12 protein-coding genes are annotated in these 12,665 nt (G+C 67.8%); 8 read left to right on the top strand and 4 right to left on the bottom strand.

Translation table 11 applies throughout. The features are described 5' to 3' along the window. The first annotated feature begins 8 nt into the window (after positions 1 to 8). The 7 genes from ACSQ89_RS27565 to gshB all read left to right on the top strand — a co-directional run bounded on the left by ACSQ89_RS27565 (position 9) and on the right by gshB (position 7,519). A complete protein-coding gene (locus tag ACSQ89_RS27565; RefSeq protein ID WP_436292142.1) occupies positions 9 to 533 on the top strand; it encodes an LPS assembly lipoprotein LptE in 525 nt (174 codons plus the stop codon). Continuing rightward, complete coding sequence (holA, locus tag ACSQ89_RS27560; RefSeq protein WP_436296587.1) at positions 533 to 1,594, top strand: DNA polymerase III subunit delta; 1,062 nt, start codon at positions 533 to 535, stop codon at positions 1,592 to 1,594. Before ACSQ89_RS27565 ends, holA begins: the two co-directional genes overlap by 1 nt. A gap of 82 nt (positions 1,595 to 1,676) precedes the next feature. Then, positions 1,677 to 2,969 carry a glutamate-5-semialdehyde dehydrogenase gene (locus ACSQ89_RS27555; RefSeq protein WP_093109950.1) on the top strand — a complete coding sequence of 431 codons (1,293 nt, stop codon included), beginning with the start codon at positions 1,677 to 1,679 and terminating at the stop codon, positions 2,967 to 2,969. 104 nt (positions 2,970 to 3,073) lie between these two features. After that, on the top strand, positions 3,074 to 4,372 hold the full coding sequence (gene gshA, locus ACSQ89_RS27550) for a glutamate--cysteine ligase (RefSeq protein WP_093109951.1): 1,299 nt from the start codon (positions 3,074 to 3,076) through the stop codon (positions 4,370 to 4,372). Between the two features lie 156 nt (positions 4,373 to 4,528). Then, entirely contained in the window at positions 4,529 to 6,397 is a 1,869-nt protein-coding gene (locus ACSQ89_RS27545) for a potassium transporter Kup (RefSeq protein WP_093109952.1), read from the top strand. 16 nt (positions 6,398 to 6,413) lie between these two features. Continuing rightward, the gene (locus ACSQ89_RS27540) at positions 6,414 to 6,578 is read left to right on the top strand and encodes a hypothetical protein (protein WP_436292144.1); all 165 of its coding nucleotides are present in this window, start codon (positions 6,414 to 6,416) and stop codon (positions 6,576 to 6,578) included. Further along, the gene (gene gshB / locus ACSQ89_RS27535; RefSeq protein WP_436296586.1) at positions 6,578 to 7,519 is read left to right on the top strand and encodes a glutathione synthase; all 942 of its coding nucleotides are present in this window, start codon (positions 6,578 to 6,580) and stop codon (positions 7,517 to 7,519) included. The genes ACSQ89_RS27540 and gshB overlap by 1 nt, the downstream gene beginning before the upstream one ends. A gap of 54 nt (positions 7,520 to 7,573) precedes the next feature. Here gshB and ACSQ89_RS27530 read toward each other — a convergent pair whose 3' ends face one another. Together ACSQ89_RS27530 and ACSQ89_RS27525 are read right to left on the bottom strand one after the other, a co-directional pair. Next, positions 7,574 to 8,338, bottom strand: a complete 765-nt coding sequence (locus tag ACSQ89_RS27530) for a class II glutamine amidotransferase (protein ID WP_436296585.1) — start codon at positions 8,336 to 8,338, stop codon at positions 7,574 to 7,576. A gap of 3 nt (positions 8,339 to 8,341) precedes the next feature. Beyond that, on the bottom strand, positions 8,342 to 9,793 hold the full coding sequence (locus ACSQ89_RS27525) for an MFS transporter (RefSeq protein ID WP_436292147.1): 1,452 nt from the start codon (positions 9,791 to 9,793) through the stop codon (positions 8,342 to 8,344). Positions 9,794 to 9,917: 124 nt separating this feature from the next. Here ACSQ89_RS27525 and ACSQ89_RS27520 point away from each other — a divergent pair, with 124 nt between their 5' ends. Then, positions 9,918 to 11,213, top strand: coding sequence for a zinc-binding metallopeptidase family protein (locus ACSQ89_RS27520; protein ID WP_436292148.1), 1,296 nt, complete (start codon positions 9,918 to 9,920; stop codon positions 11,211 to 11,213). Here the strand turns inward: ACSQ89_RS27520 and ACSQ89_RS27515 are convergent. Both ACSQ89_RS27515 and ACSQ89_RS27510 read right to left on the bottom strand, forming a co-directional pair. After that, positions 11,149 to 11,412 carry a cysteine-rich CWC family protein gene (locus tag ACSQ89_RS27515; RefSeq protein WP_436292149.1) on the bottom strand — a complete coding sequence of 88 codons (264 nt, stop codon included), beginning with the start codon at positions 11,410 to 11,412 and terminating at the stop codon, positions 11,149 to 11,151. The two genes, ACSQ89_RS27520 and ACSQ89_RS27515, sit on opposite strands and share 65 nt — an antisense overlap. After that, positions 11,409 to 12,665, bottom strand: coding sequence for a 6-phosphofructokinase (locus tag ACSQ89_RS27510; protein ID WP_093109958.1), 1,257 nt, complete (start codon positions 12,663 to 12,665; stop codon positions 11,409 to 11,411). The genes ACSQ89_RS27515 and ACSQ89_RS27510 overlap by 4 nt, the downstream gene beginning before the upstream one ends.

The raw sequence follows: 12,665 nt of genomic DNA, 5'->3' as shown, positions 1-12,665 counted from the left end.
AGGAAAGCATGAATACACGCACCCGGTCTCAGCGCTTCCTGCCGCGTCGCGGCTTTCTCGCCCTTGCCGCGGCGGCCTCGCTTGGGGTCGCGGGCTGCGGCTTCGAGCTGCGCCGTGCGCCGATCTTCGCGTTCAAGACGCTGGCGGTGCCGGGCAGCTCGGCTTTCGTGAACGATCTTCGGCGCCAGATCCGCGCCGCCGGCACCGTCGAGCTGATTCCGGCCGACAAGCTCGACACGGCCGAAGCGGTGCTCGACATCCTTGCCGAAAACCGCGAGCGCATCGTGCTCTCCACCAATTCGGCCGGCCAGGTGCGCGAGCTCCAGCTGCGCCTGACGATGCGCTTCAGGCTGCGCACGCCGGGCGGCAAGGAACTGCTGCCACCGACCGAGATCCAGCAGCAGCGCGACATCACCTACAACGAAACCGCGGCGCTGGCGAAGGAAAGCGAAGCGGAGCTGCTGTTCCGCGACATGCAGAGCGACATCGCCCAGCAGACGATGCGGCGGCTGGGCGCGGTGAAGAGCCTCTGATGCAGCTCGGCCCCGCGCAGCTGGAAGCCCATCTGCAGAAGGGCATCAAGCCGCTCTACACCATCCACGGCGACGAGCCGCTGCTCGCGCAGGAGGCGGCCGACGCGATCCGCGTAGCGGCACGAACGCAGGGCTACACCGAGCGCAGCTCGTACACCGTGGCCGGCGCGCATTTCGACTGGAGCGCGGTGCTCGCCGCGGGCGGGTCGCTGAGCCTGTTCGCCGACCGGCAGATCGTCGAAATCCGCATCCCCTCGGGCAAGCCGGGCAAGGACGGCAGCGTCGCGCTGCAGCAGATCGCCGAGGCCGCGCAGGGCAACGACAGCACCCTCACGCTGGTGATGCTGCCGCGCCTGGACAAGGCCACGCGCACCGGCGCCTGGTTCTCGGCGCTGGAGAACAACGGCATCAGCCTGCAGATCGAAAGCATCGAGCGCGCCGCGCTGCCGCAGTGGATCGCGCAGCGGCTCGCGCAGCAGGGCCAGCGCGTGAGAGGCGGCGAGGAAGGCCAGCGCACGCTGCAGTTCTTCGCCGACCGCGTGGAAGGCAACCTGCTCGCCGCGCACCAGGAAATCCAGAAGCTCGCGCTGCTGCATCCCGAGGGCGAGCTGTCGTGGGAGCAGGTCGAAGGCGCGGTCAACAACGTCGCGCGCTACGACGTGTTCAAGCTCTCCGAAGCCGTGCTCGGCGGCAATCCGCAGCGCGTCGCGCGCATGCTCGACGGCCTGCAGGCCGAAGGCGAGGCCGAGGTGCTGGTGCACTACACGCTGGCCGAGGACATCCGGGCGCTGAAGCGCGTCAAGGACGCGATGGCCGCCGGCCGGCCGCTGCCCATGGCGCTGCGCGAGAACCGCATCTGGGGCCTGCGCGAGCGCGCCTTCGAGCGCGTGCTGCCGCGGCTGGACGATCGTGCGCTGGCCCGCATGCTGCGCGCCGCGCACATCGTGGACGGCATCGTCAAGGGCCTGAAGCAGCCCGACTGGCCGGCCGGCGGCTGGCAGGCGCTGCAGCGGCTGGCGCTGATGCTGTGCCGGGCCTGCGCGGCGCCGGCCCGGGGCTGAGCGCGCGATCGTTCCTCTTTCGCGAACCCCGCGTTTCCACGCATTGCCGCCCTGCCCGCAGCCCGCGTGGGAAAATGCGCGGATGAACGCGTTCAACGTCAACGAACACATGCAGACCCTGGGGCTGCAGGCCAAGGCGGCCGCCGCCCTGATGGCCAAGGCCTCCGCGGCCACCAAGAACAAGGCGCTCAAGGCGCTGGCACGGCGCCTGCGCGAGAGGGCGGAGGGCCTGGCCCCGGCCAATGCGCGCGACATCGAGCGCGCTGTCGCGGCCGGCCTCTCGGCCCCGATGGTCGACCGGCTCAAGCTCACGCCGAAGGTCATCGAGACCGTGGCGCTGGGCTGCGAACAGCTCGCCGCGATGCCCGACGTGATCGGCGAAGTCATCGGCATGAAGCAGCAGCCCAGCGGCATCCGCGTCGGTCAGATGCGGGTGCCGATCGGCGTCTTCGGCATGATCTACGAGAGCCGGCCCAACGTGACCATCGAGGCCGCGAGCCTCGCGATCAAGAGCGGCAACGCGGCGATCCTGCGCGGCGGCTCGGAGGCGATCGAGTCGAACAAGGCGCTCGCGCTGCTGGTGTCGGAGGCGCTGGCCGAGGCGGGCCTGCCGGTCGAGGCGGTGCAGCTGGTGCAGACCACCGACCGCGAGGCGGTGGGGCAGCTGATCGCGATGCCCGAGTTCGTCGACGTGGTCATCCCGCGAGGCGGCAAGGGCCTGATCGAGCGCATCAGCCGCGAGGCCAAGGTGCCGGTCATCAAGCACCTGGACGGCAACTGCCACGTCTTCGTGGACGACACGGCCGAGCTCGACATGGCGGTCAAGATCGTCGACAACGCCAAGACGCAGAAGTACAGCCCCTGCAATGCGGCCGAGGGCCTGCTGGTGGCGGCCTCGATGGCCGAGAGCTTCCTGCCGGAGATCGGCGCGATCTTCGCGGCCAAGGGGGTGGAGATGCGCTGCGACCCCGCAGCGGCGCGCATCCTGCGCGCCGACGGTGCGCTCCCGCCGGGCGCCCGGGTGGTGGACGCGGTCGAGTCCGACTGGTCTGAGGAGTACCTGGCCGCCGTCATCAGCATCAAGGTGGTCGCGGGCGTGGACGAAGCCATCGCGCACATCAACCGCTATTCGAGCCATCACACCGACGCCATCGTCACGCGCGACCACATGCACGCCCAGCGCTTCCTGCGCGAGGTCGACTCGGCCAGCGTGATGGTGAACGCGAGCACGCGCTTTGCCGACGGCTTCGAGTTCGGGCTCGGGGCCGAGATCGGCATCAGCACCGACAAGTTCCATGCGCGCGGGCCGGTCGGCATCGAGGGGCTCACCTCGCTCAAGTACGTGGTGCTGGGCCAGGGCGAAGTGCGGAGCTGAAGGTGGCGCGGATCGGGGCAGCGCTTGTCATCCGCTCCAGCGCCCCCAAATCCTACAATTCCACTCCACCTTTCGTCGCAGAACACGCATAACAAGGCCGTCGCATGGTTCCCCATCTCGTCACCGCCCTGACCGGCCCCATCAACGAACTCGAACAACGCGTTCTCGACTCCATGCCGGCCATCGAGCGCTGGTTCCGGCTCGAATGGATGGAGCACACGCCGCCCTTCTACAGCTCGGTCGATATCCGCAATGCCGGCTTCAAGCTGGCGCCGGTCGACACCACCCTCTACCCTGGCGGCTGGAACAACCTGACCGATGACATGCTGCCGCTGGCGGTGCAGGCCGCGCAGGCCGCGATCGAGAAGATCTGCCCCGAAGCGCGCAACCTGCTGGTGATCCCGGAAAACAATGCGCGCAGCACCTTCTACCTGGCCAACGTGGCCCGGCTGGTGCGGATTTTTCATATGGCGGGGCTCAATGTGCGCGTGGGCTCGATCGATCCGGCGATCAAGTCGCCCAAGAAGATCGAGTTGCCGAACGGCGAGACCGTGTGCCTGGAGCCCGTGGTGCGCGGCAAGCGGCGCCTGGGGCTCAAGCATTTCGACCCCTGCACCATCCTGCTCAACAACGACCTCGCGGCCGGCACGCCCGGCATCCTGGAAGACCTGCACGAGCAGTACCTGCTGCCGCCGCTGCATGCCGGCTGGTCGGTACGCCGCAAGAGCAACCACTTCCACAGCTACGAGGAAGTTTCCAAGCGCTTCGGCAAGCTGTTGGGCATCGACCCCTGGCTGATCAACCCGATGTACGCGCGCGCCGGCGGCGTCGATGTCGCCGAGGGCCAGGGGATGGACGTGCTGACCAGCCACGTGGACGCGCTGCTCACCAAGATCCGGCGCAAGTACAAGGAATACGGCATCAACGAGAAGCCCTTCGTGGTCGTCAAAGCCGACAACGGCGCCCATGGCATGGGTGTCATGACGGTGCGCGACGTCAAGGATCTCGAGGCCCTCGGCCGCAGGCCGCGCAACAACAAGACCGGCACCGCCAGCGAAGCCCAGGAGCCGGGCGAGGTGATCGTGCAGGAAGGCGTGCTGACCAACGAGCGCGTGCACAACGGCGTCGCCGAGCCGGTGGTCTACATGATGGACCGCTACGTGGTCGGCGGCTTCTACCGGGTGCATGCCGAGCGCAGCCCCGACGAGAACCTCAACCTGCCGGGCGCGAGCTTCGTGCCCTTGGCATTTTCGGAGAGTGCGCACTTACCGCAACCGGGCGCCAAGCCCGGCGCGAGCGCCCCGAATCGCTTCTACATGTACGGCGTGATCGGACGGCTGGCCATGGTGGCGGCCAGCTACGAGCTCGAGGCGACCGATCCGGACGCCGAAATCTACGAATGATTTCGTAGTACGTGTTGCGGGGCCTTCCGGCGGCGGCAAAATAGCGACCCCACAGCAACGCAAACAAGAGGGCGGAAGGCGACGCGGCGGCTGCACCCAGCTGCCCAGGCGCCCGGGCGTGCAGCGTCATGCCGGACACCCTTTTTCATCGACTCCGTGTCCCCCACCAAATCTTCCTCTGCCGCGCTGATCCTTGCGGCCATCGGTGTCGTCTATGGCGACATCGGCACCAGCGTTCTGTATGCGGTCAAGGAGGTGTTCGGCCACGGCCACGTTCCCTTCACGGTCGAGAACGTCTACGGCATCCTGTCGATGTTCTTCTGGACCTTGACGGTGATCGTCTCGCTCAAGTACGTGGTGCTGGTCCTGCGGGCCGACAACGAGGGCGAGGGCGGCCTGGTCGCGATGCTGGCACTGGCCTCGCAGGCGGTGGTCGACAAGCCCCGCCTGCGCCACGTGCTGCTGATGGTCGGCATCTTCGGCACCTCGCTCTTCTACGGCGACGGCGTCATCACGCCGGCCATCTCGGTGCTGTCGGCGGTCGAGGGCCTGGAGGTGGTGTCGCCGCACTTCAAGCACTACGTGATCCCGATCACGCTGGTCGTGCTGTTCTGCCTGTTCGCGCTCCAGAAGCACGGCACCACGGGCATCGGCCGCTACTTCGGCCCGATCACGCTGGTCTGGTTCTTCGCGATCGCGCTGCTGGGCGTGTGGCAGATCCTCGCCCATCCTGAAATCCTCAAGGCCATGAGCCCGCACTATGCGCTGCGCTTCATGTGGGACAACCCCGGCACCAGCTTCATCATCCTGGGTGCGACCGTGCTGTGCGTGACCGGTGCCGAGGCGCTCTACGCCGACCTCGGCCACTTCGGCAAGCGGCCGATCCGCGTCGCCTGGTTCTCGGTCGTGATGCCGGCGCTCACGCTCAACTACTTCGGCCAGGGCGCGCTGCTGCTGGAGAACCCGTCGGCGGTGAAGAATCCCTTCTACATGATGGCGCCCGAATGGGCCCTGATACCGCTGGTGCTGCTCGCCACCGCCGCCACGGTGATCGCGTCGCAGGCGCTCATCACCGGCGCCTTCAGCGTCACGCGGCAGGTGATCCAGCTCGGTTACCTGCCGCGCCTGAACATCGAGCACACCAGCGTGCGCACCGCGGGGCAGATCTACATTCCCTTCGTCAACTGGGGGCTGTTCGTCGCGATCGTGCTGGCGGTGGTCATGTTCCGCTCGTCGAGCAACCTGGCCGCGGCCTACGGCATCGCCGTGACCACCGACATGCTGATCACCACGGTGCTGACTTTCTTCGTGATCCGCTATGCCTGGAAGTACCCGTTGTGGCTGTGCATCGCCGCGACCGGCTGGTTCTTCGTGGTCGACTTCCTGTTCTTCGCCTCCAACCTGTTGAAGCTGTTCGAAGGCGGCTGGTTCCCGCTCCTGATCGGCGGGTCCATCTTCATGCTGATGCTGACCTGGAAGGAAGGCCGGCGCCTCATGGGCCAGATGCAGTTGGCCGAAGCCATCGACCTGCGCGGTTTCCTCGATTCGGTGTTCGTCAATCCGCCGGCGCGCGTCGACGGCACCGCGGTGTTCATGACCGCGGAGCCGGGCGTGGTGCCCAATGCGCTGCTGCACAACCTCAAGCACAACAAGGTGATGCACGAGCAGAACCTGTTCGTCACCGTGCGCAGCCACGAAGTGCCGTGGATTCCGATGGACAAGCGCATCGAGATGGAGCCGCTCGGGCATCACTGCTGGCAGGTGGTGGTGCACTACGGCTTCAAGAACGACGTCGACCTGCCGCGCGCGCTGGAGCATGCGCGGCTGCGCGGCTGCCAGCTCGAGCCCATGACGACCAGCTACTTTCTCTCGCGCGACGTGGTGATCCCCACGCTCGGCAGCGGCATGGCGCCCTGGCGCGAGAAGCTCTTCGCGCAGATGCACCACAACGCGAGCGGGGCGGCGGGCTTCCTCGGGCTGCCGAACAACGCGGTGGTCGAGCTGGGCTCGAAGATCGAGATCTAGGGCGTCGAGGCCGTCGATGCGATTCTTCAAGGACCTGAGCCTCTCGGCCATCCAGCAGCTCGGCTGCGGCAAACCCTTCGCCGGCAAGGACATCGCAGCTGCCTGCAAGATCAAGCAAGACGCACGGGCCGCTTCTGCCGAAGCCGCCCCTTCCTCATCGTTCGCCGGAAAGACATCCTGATGCACATTCTTTTCATCGCTGACCCGCTCGAGCAGTTCAAGATCTACAAGGACACCACCTTCTCGATGATGCGAGAGGCGCAGCGCCGCGGCTACACGCTCTCGGCCTGCGAGCCGCGGCACCTGAACTGGCAGCGCGGCCGGCCGGTCACCGCCAGGGTGCGCGAGATCGCGCTGACCGGCGAGCAGGCATGGTTCCGCGAAGAGGCCGTGATCGAACGCCCGCTGCACGCCTTCGACGTGGTGCTGATGCGCAAGGACCCGCCCTTCGACGCCGAGTACATCTACGCCACTCACCTGCTCGAACAGGGCGAGCGCGAAGGCGCGCGCGTCGTCAACCGGCCGCGCGCGCTGCGCGACCATCCCGAGAAGCTCGCGATCATGGAGTTCGCCGAGTACACGACGCCCACGCTGGTCACGCGCGATCCGGCCGCGGTGCGCGCCTTCCATGCCGAGCACCAGGACATCATCCTGAAGCCGCTCGACGGCATGGGCGGCATGGGCATCTTCCGCGTCAAGGCCGACGGGCTGAACCTCGGCTCGATCGTCGAGACGCTCAACAAGAACGGCGCCGAAACCATCATGGTGCAGCGCTTCGTGCCCGAGATCGCGCAGGGCGACAAGCGCATCCTCGTGATCGGCGGCCAGGCCGTGCCGCACAGCCTGGCGCGCATTCCGCAGGGCACCGAGGTGCGCGGCAACCTCGCGGCCGGCGGCAAGGGCGTGGCGCAGCCGCTGACCGACCAGGACCGGCGCATCGCCGAAGCGATCGGACCGGTGCTCAACGAACGCGGGCTGCTCCTGATCGGGCTCGACGTGATCGGCGGCTCGCTGACCGAGATCAACGTGACCAGTCCGACCTGCTTCCAGGAAATCACCGAGCAGACCGGCTTCGACGTGCCGGCGATGTTCATCGATGCGTTGGAGGCGTACCTCCGCTAGCGCCTGGCCCAGCGCGCGCACCGCCTCGGCGAAGCCCGTGCGCGGCGCCCGAATTCAGCCGGCGCGCTGGCCGTCGACGAACACCGCGAGCTCGTTGGGCGCGAAGGCGGTCCAGGTCTCGTTGGTGGTCAGGGGCGCCGTCACCACCACCGCCACCCGGTCATTCGGCGTGGTGTGCTGCGCAAAGTCGATGCTGAGGTCTTCGTCCGACAGCTCGGCCGTCACGAAAGGATGGCGCCGCTCGATGTACCAGAGGTTCGTCGAGGCGTGCGACCACAGCGCCTGCCCGTTCGAGAGCATGAAGTTGAAGGTGCCGTGGCGCGCGACGCGCGGCGCCAGCTCGCGCAGCGTGAGCGTCAGTTCCTCGACGCTCGGCACGTCGGCGTGCGACTTGGCCATCTCCTGCATGATCCAGCAGAAGGCGTGCTCGCTGTCGGTATTGCCCACGGGATGAAAGTTGCCGTGCAGCCGCGGCCTGAAGTCCTTCAGGTCGCCGTTGTGCGCGAACACCCAGTAGCGGCCCCACAGCTCGCGCACGAAGGGGTGGCAGTTCTGCAGGTTCACCGCGCCCTGCGTGGCCTTGCGGATGTGCGCGATGACGTTGCGGCTCTGGATCGGGTAGCGCCGGATCAGCTCGGCCACCGGCGACTCGCAGGCCGGCTGGTGGTCGACGAAATGCCTGAGGCCGCTGTCCTCGAAGAAGGCGATGCCCCAGCCGTCGGCATGGTGGTCGGTGCGCCCGCCGCGCTGCGCGAAGCCCGTGAAGCTGAATGTCACGTCGGTCGGCGTGTTGCAGTTCATTCCGAGCAATTGGCACATGGGTCAATTAGAGCGCTTTTCGCGCAACTGCCAGGCCGCGCAGATCGCCAGCGCGCAGAGGCCGGCCAGCATCGCGAACACCTCGTTGAAGGCCGCCAGCCGCGCCGGGCTGGTGGCCGTGTTGACCAGCGAATCGCCATGCACGGCCAGCCGCCATTCGAGCACGATCGCGCACAGGCTCACGCCGGCCGCGCCGCCCAACATGCGCAGGAAGTTGATTGCGCTCGCGCCCTGCGGAATCAGCGGCTTGGCGAGCGGGCGCATCGAGCCCAGGTTGAGCGAGGGCAGGATGAAGCCCAGCCCGACGCGGCCGATGATCGCGAAGGCCACCAGCAGCCAGAGCGCGCTGTCGAGCCGCAGCAACAGCATCAGCGCGAAGGAGACGGCCAAGAGCGCGAGCCCGGTGCACACCAGGAGCCAGGTCGGATGCCGGTCCGCGAGCCGGCCGACACCGGCAATGGTGAAGGCGAGCACGATGCCGGCCGGCAGCAGGATGGTGCCGACGTGCGAAGCCGAAAGCTGCAACCCGACCTGCATGTAGACCGGCAGCAGGTAGGTCGAGCCGAACAGCGCCGTGCCGTAGATGAAGGCGACCACGCTGCCCATCGCGAACTGCCGGTACTGGAACAGCGCCAGGTTCATCAGCGGCGTGCCGCCCGCGGCCGCGAGCCGCCGCTGCCAGCCGACGAAGGCGCCGAAGGCCACGACCGCGCCGACGAGCAGCGCCGCGGCCTGCAGCGGCGCGTCGCCGCGCAGTTCGACCAGCCCGTTCAGCAGGCACAAGGTGCCGGCGGTGCCCAGCGCGAGGCCGCCCCAGTCGAGCCCGCCGCTGCGCGCCGCCGCCACGCCGCCGGGCGCCGTGGTCGGCACGAACTTGTAGGCCAGCCAGATCGAGGCGATGCAGAAAGGCACCACCATGAAGAAGATCGAGCGCCAGCCGAACAGGTCGACCAGCACGCCGCCGATGCTGGGGCCGATGGCCGGCGCCAGCACCACGCCCATGCCGAAGATGCCGGTTGCGCGGCCCTGCTCGTGGGGCTCGAAGGCGCGCAGGATGATGATGGCCGGGATCGGCTGCACCACGCCGGCCGCCAGGCCCTCGGCGACCCGCGCGATCAGCACCAGCGGGAAGTGGTTGGCCAGCCCGCCCGCGACGCCGCCGAGCAGCAGCAGCACCATGGTGCCGACATAGGTGCGGCGGTAGCCGTAGCGCGCGAGCAGCCAGGGCGTGGTCAACATCGACACCGTCATCGCGACCATGAAGCCCGAGCTGACCCACTGCGCGCGCTCCTGGCCCAGCGCGAAGTGGTGGCTCATGCCCGGGATCGCCACGTTGACGATGGTCGAGGACATGATCGATGCCATCACGCCCACCATCACGGAAAAGAGCAGCAGCCAGCGGTAGCGGGGCCCATAGCGGCTGCTGAGGGATTGCGGCGGGAGCGTCGAGGTCATCGGGGGAGGCAGCCTGTTCGGGCCGTCCTACAAGGATATCGGGGTTTGCGCGCCGGTCCTGGCGCAGAGGCAGCCTTCACAATGGTCCGGCTGTCCCGCACGAAATCCAAAAGAACACAGAGCTATGGAATCCCCTACCCCCGACGACAGCGGCCCCGCCGTCGAAGCCGAAGCCGCGCCCTCGCTCGCGGCCGAGCTCCAGGCGCCCACCGTCACCCGTGCCTACCAGTGCCAGTGCGGCCGCCCCGTGTTCCTGCGCAACAGCCAGTGCCTGGCCTGCCATACGCCGCTCGGCTTCGTGATCGAAAGCCTGGGCGTGGTGCCGCTCGCGCCCGCAACGTTGGAAGGCGCCGAGCCCGACACCTTCACCGTCTTCGGCGATGCCGGGGGCAAGACCTACCGCCGCTGCGCCAACCTGATGACCCCGGCCGCCTGCAACTGGATGGTGCCCGCGCCGCGCGAAGGTGACGACCCGGCCTTCCACACCGACGGCCTGGTGCCCGGGCTGTGCCTCTCATGCAGCGTCACGCGCACCATCCCCGACCTGTCGATCGAGAGCAACGGCGAGCTGTGGCGCAAGCTCGAACTCTCCAAGCGCCGGCTGATCTCGCAGCTGCTGGCGCTGGGCCTGCCGGTCGTCACGCGCCTGACCGATCCGGTGCACGGCCTGGCCTTCGACTTCCTGAGCAACATGCCGGGCGGCCCGCATGTGATGACCGGCCACGAGATGGGCCTGATCACGCTCAACGCCGAAGAGGCCGAGGACGCGGTGCGCGAGCGCATCCGTGCCGAGATGCGCGAACCCTATCGCACGCTGGTCGGCCATTTCCGCCACGAGATCGGTCACTACTACTGGGACCTGCTGGTCTTCCCGACGCCGTGGCTCGACGGTTTTCGCGAGCTCTTCGGCGACGAGCGGGCCGACTACGCGACGGCGCTGCGCAACCACTACGACAACGGCCCGCCGCCCGACTGGGCGAACCGCTACGTCACGAGCTATGCAAGCGCGCATCCGTGGGAAGACTGGGCCGAAACCTGGGCCCATTACCTGCACATGGCCGACACGGCGGACACGGCGAAGAGCTTCGGCGTCGATGCGCAGAACGTCGAAGTCACCAGCGACCTGTTCGAGCTCTCGGATCTCTGGCAGCCCGAACATCCCGGAGCGGCGAATTTCCTCGACTTCCTCAACGGCTGGGTGCGCCTCACCAATGTGCTCAACGAGCTGTCGCGCAGCATGGGCCAGCCCGACTACTACCCCTTCGTGCTGCCGCACGTGGCCGTAGGCAAGCTGCAGTTCATCCACGAGGTGATCGCCGAAGAGCGGGAGCGCGGCCGGCAGCCGCCGGCGCCCGTCAATCCTGAACCGCCGGCGCAGGAGCAGGATCAGCAGCAGTCGCAGCAACAGCGGCTGCAGTAGTGCAGCGCGCGCAGATGCAGGCGAGGCCGCGCATCTCTGCAGGGACGCGCGCGAGCACGGCGCGGTCGAAGTCGGTTTGCATGCACCAGCAAGGCGGCTGCACTTGGCCGGTCTCGCGCTCGATCTCCATCGCGCAGCGGTTCGCCTCGCCGCACAGAGGGCAACGCGAAGGATCGGGCCGTGCAGCTGCGGCGTTCATTTGGCGATCTCGAAGGCCGGCAGCTTCTTCGCGACCACGTGGTTCTGCAGCGTCACGTAGACCGGCAGCCCGTCGCGGTAGGCCGGATAGTCCTCGCCCTGGATCAGCGGCAGCAGGTAGCTGCGGCACTTGTCGGTGATGCCGTAGCCGTCGGCCGAGATGAAGTCGCGCGGCATGAACTTCTCGGTGTTGGCCACCTGGTCGAGCGGCGCGCTGCCGATGCGGTAGGCATAGGGCGAGTCGGAGGTCCGATCGATGGTCGGCATCACCGAGTTCTTGCCTTCGAGTGCCAGCTCGACCGCGCGCTGCCCGAGCTCATAGGCCTGCCGCGCGTCGGTGGCCGAGGCGATGTGGCGCGCCGAGCGCTGCAGATAGTCGGCCACCGCCCAGTGGAATTTGTAGTCCAGCGCCTCCTTGACCATCTGCGCCACCACAGGCGCCGCGCCGCCGAGCTGCGCATGGCCGAAGGCATCCTTGGTACCCTGCTCGGCGAGGAAGGTGCCGTCGGGATGGTGGCAACCTTCCGACACCACCACCGTGCAATAGCCATGGTGCTTGACCAGCGCATCGACGCGCGCCAGGAAGGCCGGCTGGTCGAAGGGAATCTCGGGGAACAGGATCACGACAGGAATGCCGTGGTCCGCCGCCAGGCCGCCGGCCGCCGCGATCCAGCCCGCGTGGCGGCCCATCACCTCGAGCACGAACACCTTGGTGGAGGTGGCGGCCATCGAGCGCACGTCCAGCGAGGCTTCGAGCGTGGACACCGCCACGTACTTCGCGACCGAGCCGAAGCCCGGGCAGCAGTCGGTGAGCGGCAGGTCGTTGTCGATGGTCTTCGGCACATGGATCGCCTGCAGCGGGTAGCCGAGCGAAGCGGACAGCTGGCTCACCTTGAAGCAGGTGTCGGCCGAATCGCCGCCGCCGTTGTAGAAGAAGTAGCCGATGCCGTGCGCCTTGAAGACCTCGATCAAGCGCTCGTACTCGCGCCGGTTCTTTTCCAGCGACTTGAGCTTGTAGCGGCAGGAACCGAAGGCGCCCGCGGGCGTGGAGCGCAGCGCCGCGATCGCCTCGGCCGACTCCAGGCTGGTATCGATCAGCTCCTCGGCGAGCGCGCCGAGAATGCCGTTGCGTCCGGCGTAGACGGTGCCGATTCGATCGGCGTGCCGGCGCGCCGTTTCGATCACGCCGCAGGCCGAGGCGTTGATGACCGAAGTGACGCCGCCGGACTGGGCATAGAAGGCATTGGTGGGCAT

Source organism: Variovorax sp. LjRoot175, from assembly GCF_964253805.1.
Classification (GTDB): domain Bacteria; phylum Pseudomonadota; class Gammaproteobacteria; order Burkholderiales; family Burkholderiaceae_C; genus Variovorax.
The sequence above is the reverse complement of the archived record's forward strand: the minus strand, read 5'-3'. Positions and strand labels throughout refer to the sequence as shown.

Coding starts and splice junctions, on each gene's coding strand:
- gshA (WP_093109951.1), top strand. CDS start 3,074: ATGGTTCCCCATCTCGTCACCGCCCTGACCGGCCCCATCAACGAACTC.
- ACSQ89_RS27520 (WP_436292148.1), top strand. CDS start 9,918: ATGGAATCCCCTACCCCCGACGACAGCGGCCCCGCCGTCGAAGCCGAA.
- gshB (WP_436296586.1), top strand. CDS start 6,578: ATGCACATTCTTTTCATCGCTGACCCGCTCGAGCAGTTCAAGATCTAC.
- ACSQ89_RS27530 (WP_436296585.1), bottom strand. CDS start 8,338: ATGTGCCAATTGCTCGGAATGAACTGCAACACGCCGACCGACGTGACA.
- ACSQ89_RS27565 (WP_436292142.1), top strand. CDS start 9: ATGAATACACGCACCCGGTCTCAGCGCTTCCTGCCGCGTCGCGGCTTT.
- ACSQ89_RS27540 (WP_436292144.1), top strand. CDS start 6,414: ATGCGATTCTTCAAGGACCTGAGCCTCTCGGCCATCCAGCAGCTCGGC.
- ACSQ89_RS27510 (WP_093109958.1), bottom strand. CDS start 12,665: ATGCCCACCAATGCCTTCTATGCCCAGTCCGGCGGCGTCACTTCGGTC.
- ACSQ89_RS27525 (WP_436292147.1), bottom strand. CDS start 9,793: ATGACCTCGACGCTCCCGCCGCAATCCCTCAGCAGCCGCTATGGGCCC.
- ACSQ89_RS27515 (WP_436292149.1), bottom strand. CDS start 11,412: ATGAACGCCGCAGCTGCACGGCCCGATCCTTCGCGTTGCCCTCTGTGC.
- holA (WP_436296587.1), top strand. CDS start 533: ATGCAGCTCGGCCCCGCGCAGCTGGAAGCCCATCTGCAGAAGGGCATC.
- ACSQ89_RS27555 (WP_093109950.1), top strand. CDS start 1,677: ATGAACGCGTTCAACGTCAACGAACACATGCAGACCCTGGGGCTGCAG.